This window comes from Halorubrum aidingense JCM 13560 (genome assembly GCF_000336995.1).
In the GTDB taxonomy this organism is placed as follows: domain Archaea; phylum Halobacteriota; class Halobacteria; order Halobacteriales; family Haloferacaceae; genus Halorubrum; species Halorubrum aidingense.
On the sequence record NZ_AOJI01000029.1, the window covers coordinates 38,120 to 59,163 of the forward strand.

The following is a 21,044-nucleotide window of genomic DNA, read 5'->3' on the forward strand; positions in this document are numbered from 1 at the left end:
GACGATCGTGTCAGATCGCCGATCGCGGCGCGAACGGCGAGGCTGTGTGCGGTCGGCACGCGAGTCGAAACGGTCCGACCCGGCACGGACGATCCGACGGACCGTAACGCTCACAACGGATTCCGGCCGTGATCGGGTCGTGAACTGGTCCCCGATCCCTCCCGCGGTCGCCGCCGTCGCCGCGGCCGCGATCAGCCTCACGCGTCGCGTCCCGACCGTCGTCCTCGAATCGTCCGTCGGCGTCCCGAGCCCGCGAGCGCTCACGCTGTACACGCTCGGCGGGCGCGCCGTCGCGTTCGTCCTCGTGTACGGGCTCCTTCTCGGCGCCGCGTACCGGGTCGGGCGGCGCGGCGACGGGGTCGGGCGGCGCGGCGACGGGGTCGACGTCGGCGCGACGGCGCTGGCCGCCGGCGTCGTCGCCGCGGTCGTCTCCCTCGTCGGGACCGCCGCGATCCTGCTGTGGGTCGAGCCGCAGCAGGGCGCGGTGACCGCGGTCTCGGCGGTCGGGTCCGCCGTCGGCGTCGGCGTCCAACTGGGCGTCGTCGCGTTCGCCGGGCTCGCGCTGGGTCGATCGCGTATACATAGGTGACGACGGACGACGGTGAACGGTTCCACAGGCCCAGTCGATCGCTTATAAGTGGAGACCGGCGGAGCGGCGGTGGACACGTCTGAAGCCCCAGCCGGTCACTTATAAATGCGAGACCGCAACCGCAGCCTCACGCCTCCCCAGCCTCGGCGGACGGCCCGGCGCGGGCGGAGCCGCGCCGGCCCGCCGCCTCCCTCGCGCGTGCGACTCGCACCCTCCGGGCGCTCGTCGGCACGCGCCACCGCACCGAGTGGTGTGACACAGCGATCGACGACACCGATCGCCACGCTCGGCCCCATTTATAAAGCGCCGCCGCTCGTCGCGTTCGGTCTGTGAGAGTTTTGCGAGGGAAGAGCGCTCCAGCGAGCCTCTTCCGCATCACGGGGGGTGGACCCCGGCGATGCGAGGGGAGGGATTTGAACCCACGGACCTCTACAGGAGCGGATCTTGAGTCCGCCGCCGTTTCCGGGCTTGGCTACCCTCGCACGCGACCGAGCGTTACACGGCACACCCCTTTATCCCGTCGGTTCGGCGCCGACCAGCCGTGCCTCGGCCCCACCCGACGGTGACTCGCCGAGTTCGAGGGACCACCCGTGGGCGGCCGCAGCGCGCTCGACGATGGCGAGACCGATTCCCGTCCCGCCGTCGTTCGAAACGCCGAACCCGGCCACCGCCTCGCGCTCGTCCGCTGGGATCCCCGGCCCGTCGTCGCCGACGTAGATCCCCTCGTCGTCGACTCCGACGCGCACGGTGGGCGACTCGCCCGCGTGCTCGACCGCGTTGCCGATCAGGTTTCCGATCGCCCGACGCAGCAGAGACGGGTCGGCCCGGACGGTCGCCCCGCCTTCCACGACGAGGCGGGCGTCGGCCGCCGGTTCCCCGAAGTCACCGGACTCCCAGCAGTCGGTCGCGAGGTCACCGACGTCGACCGGGGCGGCGTCGGTCTCGATCGACTCCGGATCCCGGGCCATCACGAGCGCGTCGTCGATCAGCGACTCGATCCGGTCGAGCGCGTCGTCCGCGGGATCGAGACGGTCGATGTCGTCCGTCTCTCGCGCCAGTTCGAGGTATCCCTGCGCGATCGAGACGGGATTCCGGAGGTCGTGCGACAGGAAGCCGGCGAGGCGTTCGAGCCGCTGGTTGAGTCGTTCCAGTTCGCGCTCGCGCTCGACTCGGTCGGTCACGTCGCGGATCACGCCGACGACGCCGATCACGTCGCCGCTCGACGCGTCCCCGCCGGCGACTGGCGCGTTTTCGTCGCCGGTGAGCGGCGTGAGCCGCGTCTCCGTCGTCACCGTCGATCCGTCGCCGAGGGTCGTCGTCAGTTGGACCCGCTCGTCGGTCGATTCGCCCGCGAGCACGCGCTCGACCGCCGCGCGGTAGCGGTCGCCCATCTCCTCGCTCCAGTACCCCTCGGCGACGACCCGCTCCGGGTGTTTGCCGTGGAGGACGTCGTCGCCGAACGCGGTTACCTCGCGGAGCCGATCGTTGACGAACACGCGATTCCGGTCCGCGTCGAGGACGTACGCCCCGTCGCCGAGCGCGGAGACGATCGATTCGGCGTACCAGGGATCCTGGTTCACGTCCCGTTGCATACCGGGGATCAGAGCCCCAACGTAACGTGTGTTGTGGGTGAAACGCGACGGCCGCCTCACAGCGCGATCATCGTCACACCGATAACCGCGAGGAGGGCCGCCAAGAGTCGGATCCGGAAGTAGCGCTCGCCGAGGACGACACCGCCGAGGACGACGGCGACGATCGCCTGCGTGTTTATCACCGGCGAGGCGACGCTCGCGGGCAGCGCCGCGAACGCGACGGTCGTCAGGTGCTCGCCGATCGCGACCACGGCCCCGGCGGCGAGGAACTTCGGCGCGTCGCGGCGGGTCACCGCGGGCGGGTTTCGGATCGCCCCGGGGAGGAGCACGAGTCCGGCGGCGGCGAGCAGCAGGGGCACCCACAGCGTCCCCGGGATCGCGAGCTCCTGGAGCGCCACGCGCTTCCCGAGGTCGGCGAGGGCGTAACACGCCGCGCTCACCAGCGCGAGCTGCGCGGGCCGGGAGCGGACGGCGCCGGCGATCGGCGCGAGCAAGCTTCCGGGCTCGTAGTTCGCGACGTACACCGCCGCCGTGGCGACGAGAACCCCGGCGACCTGAATCGGGGCGAGCACCTCGCCGAGCAACAGCACCTCGAGCGGGAGCACGAACATCGGGACGACCTTGTTGATCGGCGTCACGTACGAGACGTCCCCCGTCTCGATCGCGCGGAGGAAGAGCACGAACGCGGCCGCGGTCGCCGCCGCGGTCCCGGCGACGACGGCGACGGCAGCGGGGTCGACGCCCGCGATCGACTGACCGAGGGCGGCGAGCGCACCCGCGGGGTCATCGACGGGGCTCGGCCCGCCAAAGTCGGTGGTCGCGACGGTCACCGGGAGGAACCACGCGATCGCGGCGGCGTTGATAAGCACCGTGAGCCCGGCCGGCGGATAGCCGGAGAACGAGCGCTTCAGCACGAAGATGTAGACGCCCCAGACGAGCGCGGCGCCGATCGCGAAGGGGAGGCCCACGTCCATCGGCCGAGTCGACGCCCGGCCGGGGAAAGAACCGTTCGATCCGGCCGCAACGCGCGCCGCCGCGAAACCGTTAGGTCGCTGCGCGCGAGACGGGGCCGCATGGACGAGCACACCCGCGACCCGGGCGTCGCCCCGCCGCTCGGGAATCCGACCGGGTGGCACGCGGCGGACGGGTCGGCGGAGAACGGAGCGGCCGGCGGCTACTGGGAGCACGCGACCCTCCGGCGGGCGACCGAGCACGGCGTCCGGCTGTTCAACGCCGGCGACTACCACGAGTCGCACGACTGTTTCGAAGACGAGTGGTACAACTACGGGTCGGGGACCGTCGAGTCCGCCTACCTCCACGGGATGGTGCAGGTCGCCGCGGGGGCGTACAAGCACGTCGACTTCGAGAACGACGACGGGATGCGGTCGCTGTTCGAGACCGCGCTCCAGTACCTCCGCGGCGTGCCCGGCGACTTCTACGGGGTCGACGTCGACGACGTTCGGGAGACGCTGCGGGCCGCCCTCGAGGACCCGGACGAGCTCGACGGGTGGCGGATCACCATCGACGGCGCGCGGCCGACGGCGTACCCAGCGGACTACGAGTACGCCGAGCGCATCGACGAGGGACACTGAGACGCCGGGTCCGGTGCGGTCGCGGCCGTCACCGGTCGCGGTCGTCACCGGTCGCGGCCGTCACCGGTCGCGCGGTCGATCCGAACACCACTTATCAGCCGGCCGCTTGCGGTGGGTATGGACGTGTACGAACTGGGCGACGGCGAGCCCGAGGTCGCGGTCGTCGCCGCGATCCACGGCGACGAGCCCTGCGGCGCCCGTGCGGTCCGCCGACTCCTCGACACGGAGCCGGACGTCGAACGACCGGTGCGGCTGATCATCGCCAACGAAGCGGCGCTCGACGCCGAGGTTCGCTACCTCGACACCGACCTCAACCGAGCGTTCCCCGGCGATCCCGAGGCCGACGCGCTCGAATCGCGACTCGCCGCCCGCCTGCTGGAGGAGGTCGAGGGGTGTACCACCCTCGCGATCCACTCGACGCAGTCGTACGCCGAGCCGTTCGCCGTCATCGACTCGATGGACGAGGTCGCTCGCGCGGTCGCGCCCCACCTCCCGGTCGAGGTCGTCATCCAGACGGACGCCTTCACCGAGGGGCGACTCATCGAGCACCCGCACACGCTCGAGGTCGAGGCGGGGCTGCAGGGCTCCGAGGCCGCCGCCGACAACGCCTACTGGCTGACCCGAGCGTTCCTGACCGCGACCGGCGTGCTGCCGGCCCCCGGCGCCGACGACGTGGTCGACGCGGGCGGGCGCGACGACGTCGCGGTGTTCCGGCTCCGCGACCGGATCCCGAAACCGGAGGCTGAGGAGTACGAGGTGTTCGCGCGCAACTTCGAGCGCGTGGAGGCGGGCGACCCGTTCGCGGCCGCCGACGGCGACGAGATCCGCGCCGAAGAGCCGTTTTACCCCGTGTTGCTGTCGCCGTACGGCTACCGCGACCAGTTCGGCTACGTCGCCGACCGGGTCGGGACGATCGAGTAGAGACGATCGAGGAGGGCGGGCCGGGGTCGCCCCGTTCGCTCCGTTCGCCGCGACGCCGCGCCCGGCACGCCACTGCGTCCGCGCTACTCGACGAGTTCGATCGTGTCGTCCCCGTTCGGCACCGCGCAGATGAACGCCCCGGGGTCGTCACCGTCGTTCCGGTACCAGTGTTCGACGCCCGCCGGGATGAGGAGCGCGTCGCCCGCGCTCACCCGGTGTTCCGTCTCGCCGATCCCGACGACGTACTCGCCGGCGAGCACGTACTGCTCGTGTTCGACCGCGTTCGTGTGCCGGGGGACCTCGGCCCCGGCGTCGAGTTCGAACCGGCGCATCGCGAAGTGCGGCGCGCCGTCCGACGCGTCGAGGAGCACGCCCTTGCGGAGCCCCTCGGCGGCGTCGACCGGCTCGTAATCGATCTCGGCGCCGCGTTTGATCACCGGACCGGCGGCGTCGGCTTCCCCGGAATCGGTCGGGCCGCCTTCCTCGGAGTCGATGGTCGTGTCTCGCATACGAGACGGTGGAACGCGAAGCGGCATAAACGATCGCGGAGCGAGACACGCGAGCACGGAGCGAGACACGCGAGCACGGAGCGAGATGACCGGTCCGGCGCGGCACCGGCGACGGCGCGCGGAGTCGCCCGGGTATTTAACCAGTCACCCGCCCAACTCGGGGATATGCGTGGACTCAAGATCGGGACCGTCCTCGACATCCCGGTCCGACTCAACTGGACGTTCCTGATCGTACTGCCGCTTTTCGCGTACCTCATCGGCTCACAGATCGGGATGATCGCCGAAGTGATGAACCAGAGCCTCAGCGCCGGAATCGACCCGACCGCGATCGAAGCGGGACTCACCCCGTGGGCGCTGGGGCTGGCGGCCGCGCTCGGCCTGTTCGGCGGCGTGCTCCTCCACGAGTTTGGCCACTCGATCGTCGCCATGCGGTACGGCTACGAGATCGAATCGATCACGCTGTGGCTGCTCGGCGGGCTCGCCAGCTTCGCCGAGTTCCCCGAGGACTGGAAACACGAGTTCTGGATCGCGATCGCCGGGCCGCTCGTCAGCGTCGCCGTCGGCCTCGTCTGCTACGTCGTCTTCGCGGTCGCGCCCATCGGCGCCGACGCGGTGCTCTTCGTGTTCGGCTACCTCGCGCTCCTGAACATCGTACTCGCGGTGTTCAACATGCTCCCGGCGTTCCCGATGGACGGCGGGCGAGTGCTCCGAGCGCTTTTGGCGCGGAACCAGCCGCACGCGCAGGCGACCCAGCGGGCCGCCTCGATCGGGAAGGGCTTCGCCTTCCTGATGGGGCTCATCGGCCTGTTCACGTTCCAGTTGCTCCTCATCGTGCTCGCCTTCTTCATCTACATCGCCGCCTCCGGCGAGGCCCAGCAGACGACGCTGAAAGCCGCGTTCCAGGGCGTTACCGTCGGTGACGTGATGACGCCGCGCGAAGAGCTTCACACGGTCACCGAAGACACCTCCGTCTCGGAGCTGATGCAGCGGATGTTCGAGGAGCGGCACACCGGCTACCCCGTGCTGCACGGCGAGGACCTCGTCGGGATGGTGACGCTCGAAGACGCTCGGTCGGTGCGCGACGTCGAGCGGGACGCCTACCGCGTTGGCGAGGTGATGGCGGACAACGTGGTGGCGATCGGCCCCCACGTCGACGCGATGACCGCGCTCCAGACGATGCAGGAGAACGGCGTCGGCCGCCTCCCGGTCGTCAACGAGAGCGACGAGCTGATCGGGATCATCTCGCGGTCGGACCTGATGACCGCGTTCAACATCATCCAGACCGGCGGCACCCCGACCGTCATCAGCGGGCGACAGCAGCTCGACGGCGACCGCGGCGTGTTCTGAGCGCGAGCGCGCGTCCCGGTCCGAACAACGACGCTGACCGAAACCGATTCGTCGCCGCCGCCCCGATTGTCGGTAATGAGCGAAACCGAGGCGGTCCCCGTCACGGTGTACACCCGCGAAGACTGTTCGCTCTGCGTCGTCGCCCGCGAGACGATCGAGGAGACCGCGGCCGACCTCGGCGTGGCGATCGATCTCGACATGGTCGACGTCGACGAGGACCCCGCGCTCGCCGAGGAGTACGGCGAGCGCGTCCCGTACGTCCTCGTCGACGGCCATCCGGCATTTAAATACGAGATCGACGAGCGCGACCTGCGGCTGAAGCTCTTGGCGGCGTCGTGAGCAGTTGAATATAAAAGGTGCGCCGGCGCGTTCGGTCCTATTCGACGGTCTCGTCGTCCGCGCCGGGCGCGGCGTCTTTCACGTTCGTGACCGCCTCGACCGCGCTCGACCGAGAAGCGTACCCCTCACCGGAGTCGGCGACGATGTTCCCGTTGCGGTGGCGCAGGCGCCAGCGCCACTCCTCGGCCGCGTCCTCGTAGATCTCGAAGGCCGCGTTGCCGACCTCTAACACGTCGGCGTCGGGGGCGTACTCGCGGACGCGCTCGATCGCGTCCGCCGCACCCGACTTCGAGGCGTACCCCTCACCGGAGTCGGCGACGATGTTCCCGTTGCGGTGGCGCAGGCGCCAGCGGTACTCTCCGGCCGCGTCCTCGTACAGTTCGAAGGTCGCGCCCGCACCGGCGGCGCCGGTACCGTCGCCGGTGACCTCCGCACCGTCGGCCCCCGGTTCCTCGACGCCGGCCGCCGCGACGTTCGACCGCACGCTGTCGAGTCCCTGCCGGGCCTTCGACCGCGAGGAGTACCCCTGCCCCGAGTCGCCCAGCACGTTTCCGTTCTCGTGGATGAGCCGCCAGCGCCACTCGCCGCCCCTGTCTCGGTACATCTCGAACGCGGCGGGATCGACGCGGAGATAGTCCGCGGCGGCGGCGTGCTCGCGGACGCGAGAGAGCGCGCGCTTCGCGTTGGACTTCGAGGCGTACCCCTCTCCCGAGTCGCCGATGACGTTCCCGTTGTCGTGGCGGAGTCGCCAGCGCCACTCCTCGGCCGCATCCTCGAACAGTTCGAACGTCGCGTCGCTCGCGACCTCGCCGTCGGCGGCCGGGATAGCCACCTCCGGGTCCGCCGCGTCCGCGGGTTCCGGACCGTCGTCCGCGGCGATCGCCTCGGCGGCCGCGACCGGCGTGTCGATCCGGAGCAGGCCGGCCCCGAGCGCGTTCCGTCGGACGCTGTGGAGCCCTTGCTGGGCCTTCCCGCGGCTGCTGTATCCCTGTCCGGCGGTCGCGATGACGTTCCCGTTGCGGTGGCGCAGCCGCCAGCGAGGCTTACCGCCCGCGTCCTCGAACACCTCGAAGCGGGCTTTGCTCTCGCGAAGCGTCGCCGCCTCGGCGCGGGCGGTGTCGGCGTCGGCCTGTGCCGCCTCCGCTTCGGCCTGTGCCGCCTCCGCTTCGGCCTCCAGTTCCGCGACGCGCTCCTCGGTGGCGGCCAACTCGCCGCGCGCGGCGTCGAGATCCTCGCGGACCGCGGTCAGTTCCTCGCTCGTCGCGTCCCGCTCCGCGGCGGTCTCGGTCGTCTCCGCCTGCATGCGCTCGTAGTCCTCGTACACCGGGTCCGAGAGCAGCGGCACGACGGTTCCGGCGAGGCCGACGAGGATCAGCCCGATCCCGTACAGCGCGATCACCCCGGTGTCACCGGTGGCCGTCGGCCAGCCGCCCGGAAAGATGCTCACGAACCAGACCACCGCGAGGAAGCTGAGCGCCGCGCCCAGATAGCCGAGGACCGTCCCGAGCCGCCGGAGCGGGAAGCGGATCACCGCTCCGAGCATGATAAACGGGGGCGCCAGGGCCGCGAGCGCGTACGCAATGCCGCGCCCCGTCGTCGCCGACTCGGTGAGCAGGAACGCGACGACCCCGAGCAGCCCGAGCAACACGCCGAACCCGAACAGCCAGTAGCCGTTCACCTCGTTGCCGGTCCGCGGCGTCCCGATCCGCCGCTCGTACAATCCACCGCTGGCGTCCTCCTGACGTTCAGTTGCCATGAGCGAGAGATCCACGTCTGATCAGTTATATGTGTGGGTGGTTGACATGCTGCCGGACGGATGGACGCGGGCTACCGCGACCCGAGCGTTTACCCGTTGAACCGACTCTCATACGGTATGTACGTACTACGAGGCGGGCGCGTGGCGGACGTCGACGGGACGCGGGCGGCCGACGTGGCGATCGCCGACGGCGAGATCGTCGCGGTCGGCGACGGCGTCGCGGACGCGCTCGACGAGCGCAGACGCGGTTCGGACGACGCGACCGAGATCGACGTCGACGGCGCGGTGATCGCGCCGGGGCTGATCGACGCGCACGTCCACGTGATGATGGACGGGCGACCGGACGTCGCCACCGCGGTCGCCGACAGCGACTACACCGCCAGCTACCGGACCGCGAGCAACCTCCGGGACGCCGTCGAAGCCGGCGTCACGACGGTCCGGGACCTCGGCGCGCGCGGGACGCTCGCGCTCGACGCCGGCGACGCGGTCGCCGACGGGAAGATCGACGGGCCGAGGGTCGTCGCCTGCGGCCGCAACGTGATCATGACCGGCGGCCACGGCAACTGGTTCGGCCGCGAGGCCGACGGTCCGGCCGAGGTCCGGAAGGCGGCCCGCGAGCAGCTCCACGACGGCGCGGACGTGCTCAAGTGCATGGCGACCGGCGGCGTCCTCACGGAGGGAGCCGTGACCGGAGCGCCGGAGCTCACCCCCGAGGAGCTGGCGGCGTTCACCGACGCGGCGGCCCCGACGAACACGCCGACCGCGGCCCACGCCCACGGCACCGAGGGGATCAAGAACGCGGTCGAAGCCGGGATCACGAGCATCGAGCACGGGACGTTCATGGACCGGGAGGCCGCCGAGATGATGGCCGAGCAGGGCACCTACTGGGTGCCGACCGCGAGCGCGCTCCGCGGCATCGTCGACAACGGCGTCGAGGCGGGGATCCCCGAGGAGGCCGTCGAGAAGGCCGAAGACGCGGCCGACCACTTCGACGACGCGTGGGACCACGCGCTCGACGCCGGCGTGACGATCGCGATGGGCACCGACGCCGGCACCCCGTTCAACTTCTTCGCGGACATTCCACAGGAGCTGGCGTACATGGTCGACTACGGGCTCTCGCCCGCGGGCGCGCTCGAGGCCGCCACCGTCAACGCCGCCGACTTGCTCGGACTCGACGACGTCGGCCGCGTCGCCGAGGGGTACCGCGCCGACCTCGTCGTCCTCGACGCGGACCCCGCCGAGGACGTCTCGGCGTGGCGGAACCCCGAGGCGGTGTTCGCCGCCGGCGAACGCGTCGTCTGAGGGCCGCGTCGCCGCCGAACAATCGTTTTTAACCCGAGCCGTCGCAACGATCGACCGATGACGAGCCCGCCCCCAGCCGGGTCCCCGAGCCGACACGCGGACCCGGACGAGAACCCGTACGTCGAGGCGCCGCCGACCGAGTTCGAGCCGGCGTCGGAGCTCTCCCGCGACGCCGCCGAAGCCCAGGCGGCGGCGCTCCGGGCGGCGATCCGCGAGCACGACCACCGGTACTACGTCGAGGCCGACCCGCTGATCGCCGACGAGACGTACGACCGGCTGTTCACCCGGTTACAGGAGCTCGAGGAAGCGTTCGATCTCCCGACCGAGAACTCGCCCACCCGGCGGGTCGGCGGCGAGCCGCTCGACGCGCTCGGGACCGTCGAGCACGTCGCGCCGATGCGCTCCATCGACAACGCGACCGACGCCGACGCGGTCCGGGCGTTCGACGAGCGCGTCCGCGGCGGACTCGAGGCGGCCGGGTTCGACCCCCACGAGACGGCGTACGTCTGCGAGCCGAAGTTCGACGGACTCTCCGTCGAGGTCGTCTACGAGGACGGCGAGTACGCCCGGGCCGCGACCCGCGGGGACGGCATCGAGGGCGACGACGTCACCGAGCAGGTCCGGACGATCCGCTCGGTCCCCGGGCGGCTCCGGGGCGACCCCCCTGCCCGGCTGGCGGTCCGCGGCGAGGTGTACATGCCCCGCAACGCCTTCTCGGCGTACAACGAGGAGCTGATCGAGCGCGGCGAGGAGCCCTTCGCGAACCCCCGTAACGCCGCGGCCGGAACCCTCCGACAACTCGATCCGGCGGTCGTCGCGACGCGCCCCCTCGACGTGTTCTTTTTCGACGTAATGGCGTGGGAAACCGGCGACGAGGAGGCCGACCCCCCGGAGCGTCCCGAGACCCACTGGGAGGAGTTCGACGCGTTCGACGCGTTCGGGCTCCGCCGCGCCGACCGGGTCGAGCGCGTCGGCGACATCGAGGACGCGCTCGAGTACCGCGACCGCCTCATGGCCGACCGCGACGACCTGAACTACGAGATCGACGGCGTGGTGATCGCGGTCGACGACCGCGCGAAGCGGGAGGCGCTCGGGTCGACCGCGCGGGCGCCGCGCTGGGCGTTCGCCTACAAGTTCCCGCCCCGCACCGCGACGACGACCGTCGACGGGATCACCGTGCAGGTGGGCCGCACCGGGCGGCTCACTCCCGTCGCGGAGCTGTCGCCCGTCGACGTCGGCGGCGTCAGCGTCTCGCGGGCGACGCTGCACAACCCGGCCGAGATCGAGGCGCTCGGCGTGAACGTCGGCGATCGAGTGCGGATCTACCGCGCCGGCGACGTGATCCCCTACGTCCCCGAGGTGGTCGAGAAGCGCTCTGAGGGGACCTACGCGTTCCCCGAGGCGTGCCCGGTCTGTGGCGCCCCGGTCGAACGCGACGGGCCGCTCGCGTTCTGTACCGGCGGGCTCGGCTGCCCGGCCCAGTTAGACCGGGCGATCGAACACTGGGCGCGCCGCGACGCGCTCGACGTCGAGGGGCTCGGCCCCGAGCGCGTCGAGCAGCTTCGAGAGGCGGGGCTCGTCGAGTCGCTGCCGGACCTGTACGATCTGACCGTCGAGGAGTTGGCGGCGCTGGACGGCTGGGGCGAGACGAGCGCCGAGAACCTCGTCGCCGAGCTGGACGCGACCCGAGACCCGCCGCTCGACGCGTTCCTCGCCGGACTCGGGATCCCGGACGTGGGCGCAACCACGGCGCGCGCGCTCGCGACGCACTTCGGCGAGCTGGACGCCGTCATGGACGCCGACGCGGACGCCCTCCGCGCGGTCGACGACGTGGGCCCCGAAGTCGCGTCGTCGATCCGCGACTTCTTCGACACCCCGGAGAACCGCGCCGCGATCGAGGGGCTTCGCGAGCGCGGGGTCGAGCCCGAGGCCGTCGACACCGGGAGCGACGGCGACGCGCCGCTGCCCCTCGACGGGCTCACCTTCGTCTTCACCGGGTCGCTGTCGGTGACGCGGGGCGCGGCGCAGGCGCACGTCGAGGCGCACGGCGCGAACGCGACGTCGAGCGTCTCGGGCAACACCGACTACCTCGTCGCGGGCGAGAGCCCCGGGCGGTCGAAGCGAAGCGACGCCGATAGCGAGGGGGTGCCCGTGCTCGACGAGGACGCCTTCGCCGAGTTCCTGGCCGAACGCGGGATCGAGTGGCCGCCGGGAGCCGAGGGCGAGTAACGGGTCGCAGCTCCCGTCGTCGGGTCGACACGACCCGCAACCCTTTATCCGACGACGCAAGAACGGGTGCGTATGACCGCCATCGAACTGCGGGGCGTGACGAAGGAGTTCGCCGACGTCACGGCCGTCCGGGACCTCGATCTGACCGTCGAGGACGGGGAAGTGTACGGCTTCCTCGGCCCGAACGGGGCCGGCAAGTCGACGACGATCGACATGGTGCTCGACTTGGTCCGACCGACCGAAGGGACGGTGCGCGTGCTCGGCCAGGACGCCACCGCCGACGGCGTCGCGATCCGCCGGCGAACCGGCGTGCTCCCGGACGGGTTCTCGGTGTACGACCGGCTCTCCGGGCGAAAACACGTCGAGTTCGCGGTTCGATCGAAAGAGACGGACGACGACCCCGACGCCCTGTTGGAGCGCGTGGGACTCCTCGGGGACGCCGACCGCAAGGCCGGCGGCTACTCCAAGGGGATGCGCCAGCGACTCGCGCTCGCGATGGCGCTGGTGGGCGAGCCCGACCTGCTCATCCTCGACGAGCCGTCCTCGGGGCTCGACCCCGCCGGCGCGAAGGAGATGCGCGAGATCGTCCAGAGCGAGGCCGACCGCGGCGCGACCGTCTTCTTCTCATCCCACATCCTCGAACAGGTCGACGCCGTCTGCGACCGCGTCGGTATCCTCCGCGACGGCGAACTCGTCGCGGAGGACTCCGTCGAGGGGCTCCGCGAGGCCGTCGGCAGCGAGGAGACGCTGGAGATCGCGGTGGGCGACGCGGACGCCGCCGCGACGGACGCGGTCCGCGACCTCGATGGAGTGACCCGAGTCGACCGCGACGGCAACACGCTCGTCGTGAGCTGTGCGGACGACGCGAAGACGCGGGTGATCGCCGCGCTGGAGGACGCCGGAGTCGTCGTGCGGGACTTCCACACGCGGGAGGCGTCGCTGGAGGACCTCTTCTTGGCGTACACCGAGGGCGACGCGCCGGGTGTCGACGGAAGCGGGGGGAGCAGCGACGCCGACGACACCGACGCTGACGACACCGACGACACCGATGCCGCCACCGACGCCGAGGAGGTGGCCCGATGAGCCTCGTCGCCATCGCGGAGAAGGACTTCCAAGACACGGTGCGCTCGCGCGGGATGTTGATCCTCGTGGCGCTGTTCTCGCTGCTCGTCGCCGTGTTCGCCGCCGTTCTCAGGCCGGGCGGCCCGAGCGGAGAGTTCGCGACGGAGTTCCTGTTGAGCTTCGCCGTCGGGCCGTTCCTCGTGACGACGCTCGTCCCGCTCGTAGGCGTCGTCGTCGGGTACAACGCCGTGAGCGGCGAGCGCGAGTCCGGCTCGCTGAAGCTACTCCTGTCGCTCCCGCACTCCCGCGCGGACGTCGTCTTCGGGAAGGTCGTGGGACGAGGCGCAGCGCTGTCGCTCGCGGTGTTCACCGGCTTCCTCCTGCCGGCAGTCGTGTTGATCGCGCTCTCGCAGCTCGGGCAGCTCTCGACGTTCAACGCGGGCGCCTACCTCGGGTACACCGTCTTCGCCGCGGTCCTGGGCGTCGTCTTCGTCGCCATCGCGGTCGGCTGCTCGGCCGCCGCGACGACCCAGCGGCAGGCGCTCATCGGCGGGGTGTCGATCTACGTCCTGTTCGTGCTGCTGTGGGGCGCGGTCACCGGGCAGTTCCTCGACGCCGCGAGCGGACTCGTCGATCCGCTGCCGGTCTCCCAACAGCAGGTCGGCGTGTTCCTGCAGGTCTCGAACCCGACGACCGGCGTCGAACTGCTGTCCAACGCGTTCCTCGGCGAACAGCTGTTCAGCGGCGAGGGACTCAACCAGCAGATCTCCGCGGTGTCGATGCTCGTGTTCTGGACGATCGCCCCGCCGCTGGCCGGGCTCTGGAAGTTCGACGGCGACGACTTATAAGCGAAGACGGCCGGCCGGAAGCCGGTCTACGCGCTCGACGCTTCGATCGCCGCCTCGAGGTCGGCGACGATGTCGGCGGGGTCCTCGATACCGACCGAGAGCCGTACCATGTCGCCGGTGACGCCCGCGGCCTCCTGCTCTTCTTCGGTCAACTGCTGGTGAGTGGTCGAGGCCGGGTGGATGACGAGCGTCTTCGCGTCGCCGACGTTCGCGAGCAGCGAGGCGAGATCCGCGTTCTCGACGGTCGCTTTCGCGGCCTCGAAGCCGCCCTCCAGCCCGAAGGTGATCATGCCGCCGTAGCCGCCCTCCAGGTACTCGCTCGCCTCGTCGTGGGTCTCGTGGCTCTCCAGTCCGGGGTAGTTCACCCACGCCACGTCGTCGTGTCCCTCGAGGTACTCCGCGACGATCCCGGCGTTCTCACAGTGCCGCTCCATCCGGAGCGGGAGCGACTCGGTCTGCTGGAGCGTGTTCCACGCGTCGAACGGCGACTGCTGGTCGCCCAGGTCGCGAAGCCCTCGGGTGACCGCCGCGAACGTGAACGCGGCGTCACCGAACGCCTCGACGTAGTTGATCCCGTGGTACGCCGGGTTGTCCTGGGCGATCTCCGGGAACTTCTCGGGGTACTCGCCCCAGGGGAACGAGCCGCCGTCGACGAGGATGCCGCCGACGGTGGTGCCGTTTCCGGTGAGCCACTTCGTCGTCGACTCCCAGACGAGGTCCGCGCCGTGATCGAGCGGTCGGCAGAGGTACGGGGTCGCGAACGTGTTGTCGACGAGCAGCGGCACGCCGTGGTCGTGGGCGATGTCGGCGATCCGCTCGATGTCGGGCGTGACCAAGGCGGGGTTCCCGATCGTCTCGATGTGGACGTAGGCGGTGTCTTCGTCGATGGCGTCGGCGTACCCCTCGTAGTCGAGCGGGTCGACGAACCGGGTCGTCACCCCGCGGCGCTCGACTGAGTGGGTGAGGTAGGTGTAAGTCCCCCCGTACAGCGCCGACGAGGAGACGACGTTGTCGCCCGCGGAAGCGAGCATGAAGTTCGCCAGATCGAACGCCGCCATCCCCGAGGACGTGGCCACGGCGCCGACGCCGTTTTCGAGGGAGGCGATCCGCTCTTCGAGCGCGGCGTTCGTCGGGTTCATGATCCGCGAGTAGACGTTTCCAGCCTCCTCTAACGCGAAGAGCCGGGCCGCGTGCTCGGCGTCCTCGAACTCGTAAGAGGTCGTCTGGTAGATCGGTGTCGCCCGGGCGCCGGTCGCCGGGTCCGGGTCGCTGCCGGCGTGAACGCTTCGCGTACGGAACTCGTGAGCCGTGTCGTCTTCGTCGGATGGCATTATCGGAGATGCGCACGCCGGACGTTTAAAACGGCCCGTCGACCGCGGGCGATGCCGCTATCTCGGACCCCGACGCGGGCCCGAGGGGGCCGGCGGAGTCTCTCGGAGCCCGAATCGGACGCTCGTTCGGTGTCCAGCCGCCGAAATCTCCGTTCTCTGCGGTTCTCGTGACAACCGTTAACAGCGTTGCCCCGTAAGATCGGTCATGGGAACCCAAGGTCCGCGCAACGAGCCCTTCGAGATGGGAGACGCCGTCGAGGCGATACCCGATGCAGTGTGGCAGTACACGGCGCTCGGCGTCGCCCTCCTCGTCGGGTTCGCCCTCCTCAGTCAGAGTCTCGTGTTCGGCGTCGCGGCGCTGGCGATCCTGGTCGCGGCGGTCACGGTCATCAGCGCGGTCGAAATCGTCGACGCCTACGAGAAAAAGGCGCTAACCGTGTTCGGCGAGTACCGGAAGCTCCTCCAGCCCGGCGTCCACCTCATCCCCCCGTTCGTCTCCCGCACCTACGCGTTCGACATGCGGACTCAGACCCTCGACGTCCCCCGCCAGTCGGCGATCACGCGGGACAACTCGCCGGTGACCGCCGACGCCGTCGTCTACATCAAGGTGATGGACGCGAAGAAGGCCTTCCTCGAAGTCGACGACTACAAGAANGACAACTCGCCGGTGACCGCCGACGCCGTCGTCTACATCAAGGTGATGGACGCGAAGAAGGCCTTCCTCGAAGTCGACGACTACAAGAACGCCGTCTCGAACCTCGCACAGACGACGCTTCGGGCCGTTCTCGGCGACATGGAACTCGACGACACGCTCTCCCGGCGCGAACTGATCAACGACCGGATCAACGAGGAGTTGGACGAGCCGACCGACGAGTGGGGGATCCGCGTCGAGGCCGTCGAGGTCCGCGAAGTGAGTCCCTCCCAAGAGGTCCAGCGCGCGATGGAGCAACAGACCGGCGCCGAGCGCCGCCGCCGCGCGATGATCCTCGAAGCGCAGGGGGAACGCCGCTCCGCGGTCGAGCAGGCCGAGGGTGACAAACAGTCGAACATNGAGCGCCGCCGCCGCGCGATGATCCTCGAAGCGCAGGGGGAACGCCGCTCCGCGGTCGAGCAGGCCGAGGGTGACAAACAGTCGAACATCATCCGCGCACAGGGTGAAAAGCAGAGCCAGATCCTCGAAGCGCAGGGTGACGCGATTTCCACCGTCCTCCGCGCGCGCTCCGCCGAATCGATGGGCGAACGCGCCATCATCGAACGCGGCATGGAGACCTTAGAAGAGATCGGCAAAGGCGAGTCCACCACGTTCGTCCTCCCGCAGGAGCTCACCAGCCTCGTCGGCCGCTACGGCAAGGCGCTCTCCGGCTCCNGTTCGTCCTCCCGCAGGAGCTCACCAGCCTCGTCGGCCGCTACGGCAAGGCGCTCTCCGGCTCCGACGTCCAGCAGATGGACGGGTTAGAGAGCAGGGAGTTCGACGAGGAGACCGAGAAGCTGCTGGGGCTCGAAGACATCGAGAGCGCCCTCGAACAGCTCGACACGGTCGCCGACAGCGACCTCCGGACCGACGAGACGCGGGACGCCGACACCGCCCGCGACGTCGACCTGTCCCGGCAGGAGGCAGCGACTCGAGAGGCCGATCGGGACATCGAGCTGGAGTCGGAAAGCGAGAGTCCAGGGTCCTGAAACCGCCGTATTCGTCGGCTTCGAGATGGTCGCCTTCGAGAGCCTACCAGTCAAGCGATCCGCCGGACTGGTACTCGGTGACCTGCCGCTCGAAGAAGTTCGCCTCGCGGTTGAGATCGACCGCCTCGGACATCCACAGGAACGGGTTCTCCGTGCCGAACTGCTCGTCCATTCCGAGTTGGGTGAGTCTGCGGTCCGCGATGTACTCGACGTACTCGATGAACCCCTCGGCGGACATCCCGAGCAGTCCCGGGGGGCAGGCCTCCTCGGCGTAGGTCGACTCCAGTCGCACCGCCTCGGCGATCAGTTCGGCGATTTCGGCCTCGAAGTCGTCGGTCCACGCGCCCGGGTGCTCTTCCCTGAGCGTGTTGATCAGGTCGATACCGAAGTTCAGATGAAGCGACTCGTCGCGCATGATGTACTCGAACTGCTCGCCGACGCCGACCATCTTTCCGCGCCGCTTCAACGCGAGCATCATCGCGAAGCCGGCATAGAAGAACACGCCCTCCATGATCACGTAGAAGCCGACGAGGTCGCGGAGAAGCGCGCGGACGTCGTCCTCGGTCTCGATCGTGAAGTCCGGGCGGTCGATGGCGCGGGTCAGGTCGACGACGAACTCGTCTTTCGCCTGGATCGCCGGGATCCGGTCGTACATCCCGTATAAATACTCGGGGTCGAATCCCAGCGAGTCACAGCAGTAGATGAACGTGTCCGTGTGGATCGCCTCCTCGTACGCCTGCCGAAGGAGATACTGTCGGCACTCGGGGGCCGTGACGTAGTCGTAGACGGCCAACACGAGGTTGTTCGCCGTGAGCGATTCGGCCGTCGAAAAGAACCCGAGGTTCCACTCGACGAGCTGGCGCTCGGCCTCGGTGAGTTCGTCGTTCTCCCACTGGTGGACGTCGTCCGCCATCGGGACCTCCTCCGGGACCCAGTTGTTGTTGACGCCGTTCCGGTAGTACTCGCGGGCCCAGTCGTAGTCGATCGGCAGGATCTTGTTCGGGTCGTGGTGGCTGTCGGTGTTGAGTATCGGCATTGGTGGTGTCGTGAGTTCGGCTGTTGGACGGTCGTTGGGGGAGCGTTACTGACAGGCGTCGCACGTCGGGTCCTCGACCGTCGGCAGGTCGCCTCCGACCTCGTCGGCCGACCCGGACTCGGCGGGGACCGACCCGGATCCGTCGTCGAGATCCGCGTCGTCCGCGGCGTTCCGAGTGCCGCCGCGCGACTGCGTGTCGTCGTACTGGCTCATGTCGAGCGTCGACTGCTCGATGCTCGACGCGCCGAGCGTACGGAGATAGTACGTCGTTTTCAACCCGAGCTCCCACGCGGTCTCGTACACGTCCGAGAGGAGCGAGCCGTCGGTGGACGGGAAAAAGACGTTGTGAGACTGGCTCTGGTCGATCCACGCGCCGCGACGAGCGGTGAGTCGGAGCTGGTGGCGCGGGTCGATCTCGAAGGCGCCGCGGTAGAGGTCCGACAAGCTTCCGGGCAGGTCGAGATCGCCGACGGCGCCGTCGCGGTACTTCAACCGATCGAGCGCCTCGGACCCCCACTGCCCCTCAGCCTTGAGGTCCGCGACGAGCCGCTCGTTGACGACGGTGAAGTCGCCAGACATGTTCGATCTGACGTAGAGGTTCGAGTACTGCGGCTCGATGGACGCGGAGGTGCCGGCGATGGTCGATATCGTCGCCGTCGGCGCGACCGCGGTGGTGTTGGAGTTCCGCATCCCGTGGTCGGCGATCCGGTCGCGGACGGCGTCCCAGTCGAGCGTCTCTTCGCGGTCGACCGGAACCTCCCGGCCGCGTTCGTCCGCCAACAGGTCGAGGGTGTCCTGCGGGAGGAGATCTCGGTCCCACTTCGACCCCTCGAACGTCTCGTAGGCGCCGCGTTCGGCGGCGAGCTTCGCGGAGTTGTCGAGCGCGTGATACCCCAGTAGCTCGCCGGCCTTCCCGGCGAATCCGAGGGCGCGCTCGGAGTTCATCGGGACGCGGGCGAGCTGGAGCGCCTCGTGGAAGCCCATCATCCCGAGCCCGATCGGGCGATGGCGCATGTTGGAGCGTTCGGCCTTCTCGGTCGGGTAAAAGTTGAGATCGACGACGTTGTCGAGCATCCGCATCGCCGTCTCGGCGGTGTCGGCGAACAGCTCGGCGTCGAGTTCGGCCGCCTCGCCGTCGGCGCCGCGGTTGACGGGAGAGTCGAGGCGCCCGTCCTCCGTCCCGCTCCGCGCCGCGACCGCGACGTCGTCGGGCGCCGGGTGCGACTCGGCGTCGCCGCGGAACGTCATGTGGCGCGCGAGGTTGATCGATCCGAGGTTACAGACCGCGGTCTCGTCCTCGCTCGTGTTGAGTGTGATCTCCGTACACAGGTTCGAGGAGTTGACGACGCCGACGTGGTCCTGCGGCGATCGGACGTTACACGGGTCCTTGAACGTTATCCACGGGTGTCCGGTCTCGAACAGCCGCGTGAGCGTCTCCCGCCAGAGATCGCTCGCGTCGACGGTCTCGTACTGCCGGAGCTCGCCGTTCGCTGCGGCTTCCTCGTACTCCTCGTACAGGGTCTCGAACTCCTCGCCGTAGGCTCCGTGGAGATCGGGCACCTCGTCCGGCGAGAACAGCGTCCACTCCTCGTCGTTCTCGACCCGCTTCATCAGGAGGTCCGGCACCCACGCGGCGGTGTTCATGTCGTGCGTGCGTCGGCGTTCGTCCCCGGTGTTCCGGCGGAGGTCGATGAACGCGGGGAAGTCGAGATGCCACGCTTCGAGGTAGGCGGCCGCCGCGCCCCGTCGTTTCCCGGAGCGGTTGATCGCGCCGGTCACGTCGTTGGCGATCTTCAGGAAGGGGACCGTCCCCGTCGATTCGACGCCGGTTGAGGAGACGAGGGCGCCGTCCGCCCGGAGCGGGGTCCAGTCGTTCCCGAGCCCGCCGGACCACTTCGACAGCTTCGCGTGCTCTTTGTACGCGTCGAAGATCCCCTCCAAGTCGTCCGGAACGGTGGTGAGGTAACACGAGGAAAGCTGCGGGTGCGTCGTCCCGGCGTGGAACAGCGTCGGCGTCGAGTGGACGAACCGCAGCGTGGAGAGCACCTCGTAGAACTCCTCGGCGCGGGCCTCGCGCTCGGATCGGTCCTCGCGGAGCGCGACGCCCATCGCGACCCGCATCCAGAAGACCTGCGGCAGTTCGAACGGCTCCGAGTCGGCTTCTCGAAGGTAGTACCGTTGCTCGAGCGTGTCGAGTGCGGTGTAATCGAACAGCTCGTCTCTCTCCGGAACGATCGCCTCGGCGAGCCGGTCGAGGTCGTACTCGCCCATCCGCTCGTCGAGGAGCCCGGCGTCGAGTCCGCGGTCGATGGCCGCCCGGAAGGACTCGCGGTACGCCTCCGCGAGCGCCTCGCCGCCGTCGGGCGGCCGCTCACCGGTCACCCGCCGGACGTAGTCCCCGCGGGCGACTCGGGCCGCCGCGGAATCGTACGCGGGGTCGCGCTCGATCCGCGCCGTGAGCGCGTCGATCGTCGCCTCGGCGATCTCGTCTCGGTCGGCACCGTCGTACAGCGCCCGTTCGACTTCGGCGGTGATCCGATCTCGTTCGGCCTCGTCCAGTACGTCCTCGTAGCCCGCCCGAGCCCGGTCGAGCAGATCGCGAATCGCGGTGTCGTGTGTGGTCGTGCTCATGTGTGTGCTCGGTTCGAGTCGAGTCGAGTCCACCGCGGAACGCCCGCCGGCGTCGTCACTGCGCGAGCGTTGCCACTGGCGAACGGCGGCACAGCGAGCACGTCGCCACCGGGCAGCGTTGCCACTGTGTGGCGTCGAGCAGACGGCCGTGAGAGCACGGCTATCGACCGCCGTCCGCGGCGGAAACCCCTCGAACCGTGTCACACATCTCCGGCCCCACTGGCATAAATATTACCAACCGAATTTCAGTAGTACAAGCGAATTTGTATACGGCGTGAGT

General features: G+C 69.7%; 16 protein-coding genes, 1 tRNA gene and 1 pseudogene. 10 read left to right on the forward strand and 8 right to left on the reverse strand.

The genetic code is table 11. The features are described from left to right. The first annotated feature begins 139 nt into the window (after nucleotides 1-139). The gene (locus C461_RS12270) at nucleotides 140-589 is read left to right on the forward strand and encodes a hypothetical protein (protein WP_008001686.1); all 450 of its coding nucleotides are present in this window, start codon (nucleotides 140-142) and stop codon (nucleotides 587-589) included. 398 nt (nucleotides 590-987) lie between these two features. Here C461_RS12270 and C461_RS12275 read toward each other — a convergent pair. The 3 genes from C461_RS12275 to C461_RS12285 all read right to left on the reverse strand — a co-directional run bounded on the left by C461_RS12275 (nucleotide 988) and on the right by C461_RS12285 (nucleotide 3,155). After that, nucleotides 988-1,071: transfer RNA gene (locus C461_RS12275), tRNA-Leu, on the reverse strand. Between the two features lie 30 nt (nucleotides 1,072-1,101). Beyond that, complete coding sequence (locus C461_RS12280) at nucleotides 1,102-2,181, reverse strand: PAS domain-containing sensor histidine kinase (RefSeq protein ID WP_008001688.1); 1,080 nt, start codon at nucleotides 2,179-2,181, stop codon at nucleotides 1,102-1,104. 56 nt (nucleotides 2,182-2,237) lie between these two features. After that, nucleotides 2,238-3,155, reverse strand: coding sequence for an EamA family transporter (locus C461_RS12285; protein WP_008001690.1), 918 nt, complete (start codon nucleotides 3,153-3,155; stop codon nucleotides 2,238-2,240). 99 nt (nucleotides 3,156-3,254) lie between these two features. Here C461_RS12285 and C461_RS12290 point away from each other — a divergent pair, with 99 nt between their 5' ends. Both C461_RS12290 and C461_RS12295 read left to right on the forward strand, forming a co-directional pair. Further along, nucleotides 3,255-3,773, forward strand: coding sequence for a DUF309 domain-containing protein (locus tag C461_RS12290; RefSeq protein ID WP_008001692.1), 519 nt, complete (start codon nucleotides 3,255-3,257; stop codon nucleotides 3,771-3,773). Nucleotides 3,774-3,890: 117 nt separating this feature from the next. Continuing rightward, the gene (locus C461_RS12295) at nucleotides 3,891-4,694 is read left to right on the forward strand and encodes a succinylglutamate desuccinylase/aspartoacylase domain-containing protein (RefSeq protein ID WP_008001694.1); all 804 of its coding nucleotides are present in this window, start codon (nucleotides 3,891-3,893) and stop codon (nucleotides 4,692-4,694) included. Nucleotides 4,695-4,777: 83 nt separating this feature from the next. On the opposite strand, the gene C461_RS12300 is transcribed toward C461_RS12295, so the two are convergent. Then, nucleotides 4,778-5,203, reverse strand: a complete 426-nt coding sequence (locus tag C461_RS12300; protein WP_008001697.1) for a cupin domain-containing protein — start codon at nucleotides 5,201-5,203, stop codon at nucleotides 4,778-4,780. Between the two features lie 165 nt (nucleotides 5,204-5,368). Between C461_RS12300 and C461_RS12305 the strand changes: the two genes are divergently transcribed. Next, nucleotides 5,369-6,550 carry a M50 family metallopeptidase gene (locus C461_RS12305; RefSeq protein ID WP_008001699.1) on the forward strand — a complete coding sequence of 394 codons (1,182 nt, stop codon included), beginning with the start codon at nucleotides 5,369-5,371 and terminating at the stop codon, nucleotides 6,548-6,550. Between the two features lie 75 nt (nucleotides 6,551-6,625). Continuing rightward, a complete protein-coding gene (locus C461_RS12310) occupies nucleotides 6,626-6,889 on the forward strand; it encodes a glutaredoxin family protein (protein ID WP_008001701.1) in 264 nt (87 codons plus the stop codon). A gap of 37 nt (nucleotides 6,890-6,926) precedes the next feature. Here C461_RS12310 and C461_RS12315 read toward each other — a convergent pair whose 3' ends face one another. Then, a complete protein-coding gene (locus C461_RS12315) occupies nucleotides 6,927-8,645 on the reverse strand; it encodes an HVO_2922 family protein (RefSeq protein ID WP_049906639.1) in 1,719 nt (572 codons plus the stop codon). Between the two features lie 117 nt (nucleotides 8,646-8,762). Between C461_RS12315 and C461_RS12320 the strand changes: the two genes are divergently transcribed. The 4 genes from C461_RS12320 to C461_RS12335 all read left to right on the forward strand — a co-directional run bounded on the left by C461_RS12320 (nucleotide 8,763) and on the right by C461_RS12335 (nucleotide 14,086). After that, nucleotides 8,763-9,947 carry a metal-dependent hydrolase family protein gene (locus C461_RS12320; protein ID WP_049906659.1) on the forward strand — a complete coding sequence of 395 codons (1,185 nt, stop codon included), beginning with the start codon at nucleotides 8,763-8,765 and terminating at the stop codon, nucleotides 9,945-9,947. A gap of 57 nt (nucleotides 9,948-10,004) precedes the next feature. Next, on the forward strand, nucleotides 10,005-12,176 hold the full coding sequence (ligA, locus tag C461_RS12325; RefSeq protein ID WP_008001706.1) for an NAD-dependent DNA ligase LigA: 2,172 nt from the start codon (nucleotides 10,005-10,007) through the stop codon (nucleotides 12,174-12,176). Between the two features lie 72 nt (nucleotides 12,177-12,248). Continuing rightward, nucleotides 12,249-13,259, forward strand: coding sequence for an ABC transporter ATP-binding protein (locus C461_RS12330; RefSeq protein ID WP_008001708.1), 1,011 nt, complete (start codon nucleotides 12,249-12,251; stop codon nucleotides 13,257-13,259). Beyond that, entirely contained in the window at nucleotides 13,256-14,086 is an 831-nt protein-coding gene (locus C461_RS12335) for an ABC transporter permease (protein ID WP_008001710.1), read from the forward strand. The genes C461_RS12330 and C461_RS12335 overlap by 4 nt, the downstream gene beginning before the upstream one ends. Nucleotides 14,087-14,112: 26 nt before the next feature. Here the strand turns inward: C461_RS12335 and C461_RS12340 are convergent, their stop codons facing one another. Continuing rightward, complete coding sequence (locus tag C461_RS12340) at nucleotides 14,113-15,417, reverse strand: O-acetylhomoserine aminocarboxypropyltransferase/cysteine synthase family protein (RefSeq protein WP_008001711.1); 1,305 nt, start codon at nucleotides 15,415-15,417, stop codon at nucleotides 14,113-14,115. Nucleotides 15,418-15,622: 205 nt separating this feature from the next. Here C461_RS12340 and C461_RS12345 point away from each other — a divergent pair. Next, nucleotides 15,623-17,097, forward strand: a pseudogene (locus tag C461_RS12345) (SPFH domain-containing protein). Nucleotides 17,098-17,140: 43 nt separating this feature from the next. Here the strand turns inward: C461_RS12345 and C461_RS12355 are convergent. Together C461_RS12355 and C461_RS12360 are read right to left on the reverse strand one after the other, a co-directional pair. Continuing rightward, complete coding sequence (locus tag C461_RS12355) at nucleotides 17,141-18,133, reverse strand: ribonucleotide-diphosphate reductase subunit beta (protein WP_008001717.1); 993 nt, start codon at nucleotides 18,131-18,133, stop codon at nucleotides 17,141-17,143. A 45-nt stretch (nucleotides 18,134-18,178) separates the two neighbouring features. Then, entirely contained in the window at nucleotides 18,179-20,764 is a 2,586-nt protein-coding gene (locus C461_RS12360) for a ribonucleoside-diphosphate reductase subunit alpha (protein ID WP_008001720.1), read from the reverse strand. Nucleotides 20,765-21,044: the final 280 nt, after the last annotated feature.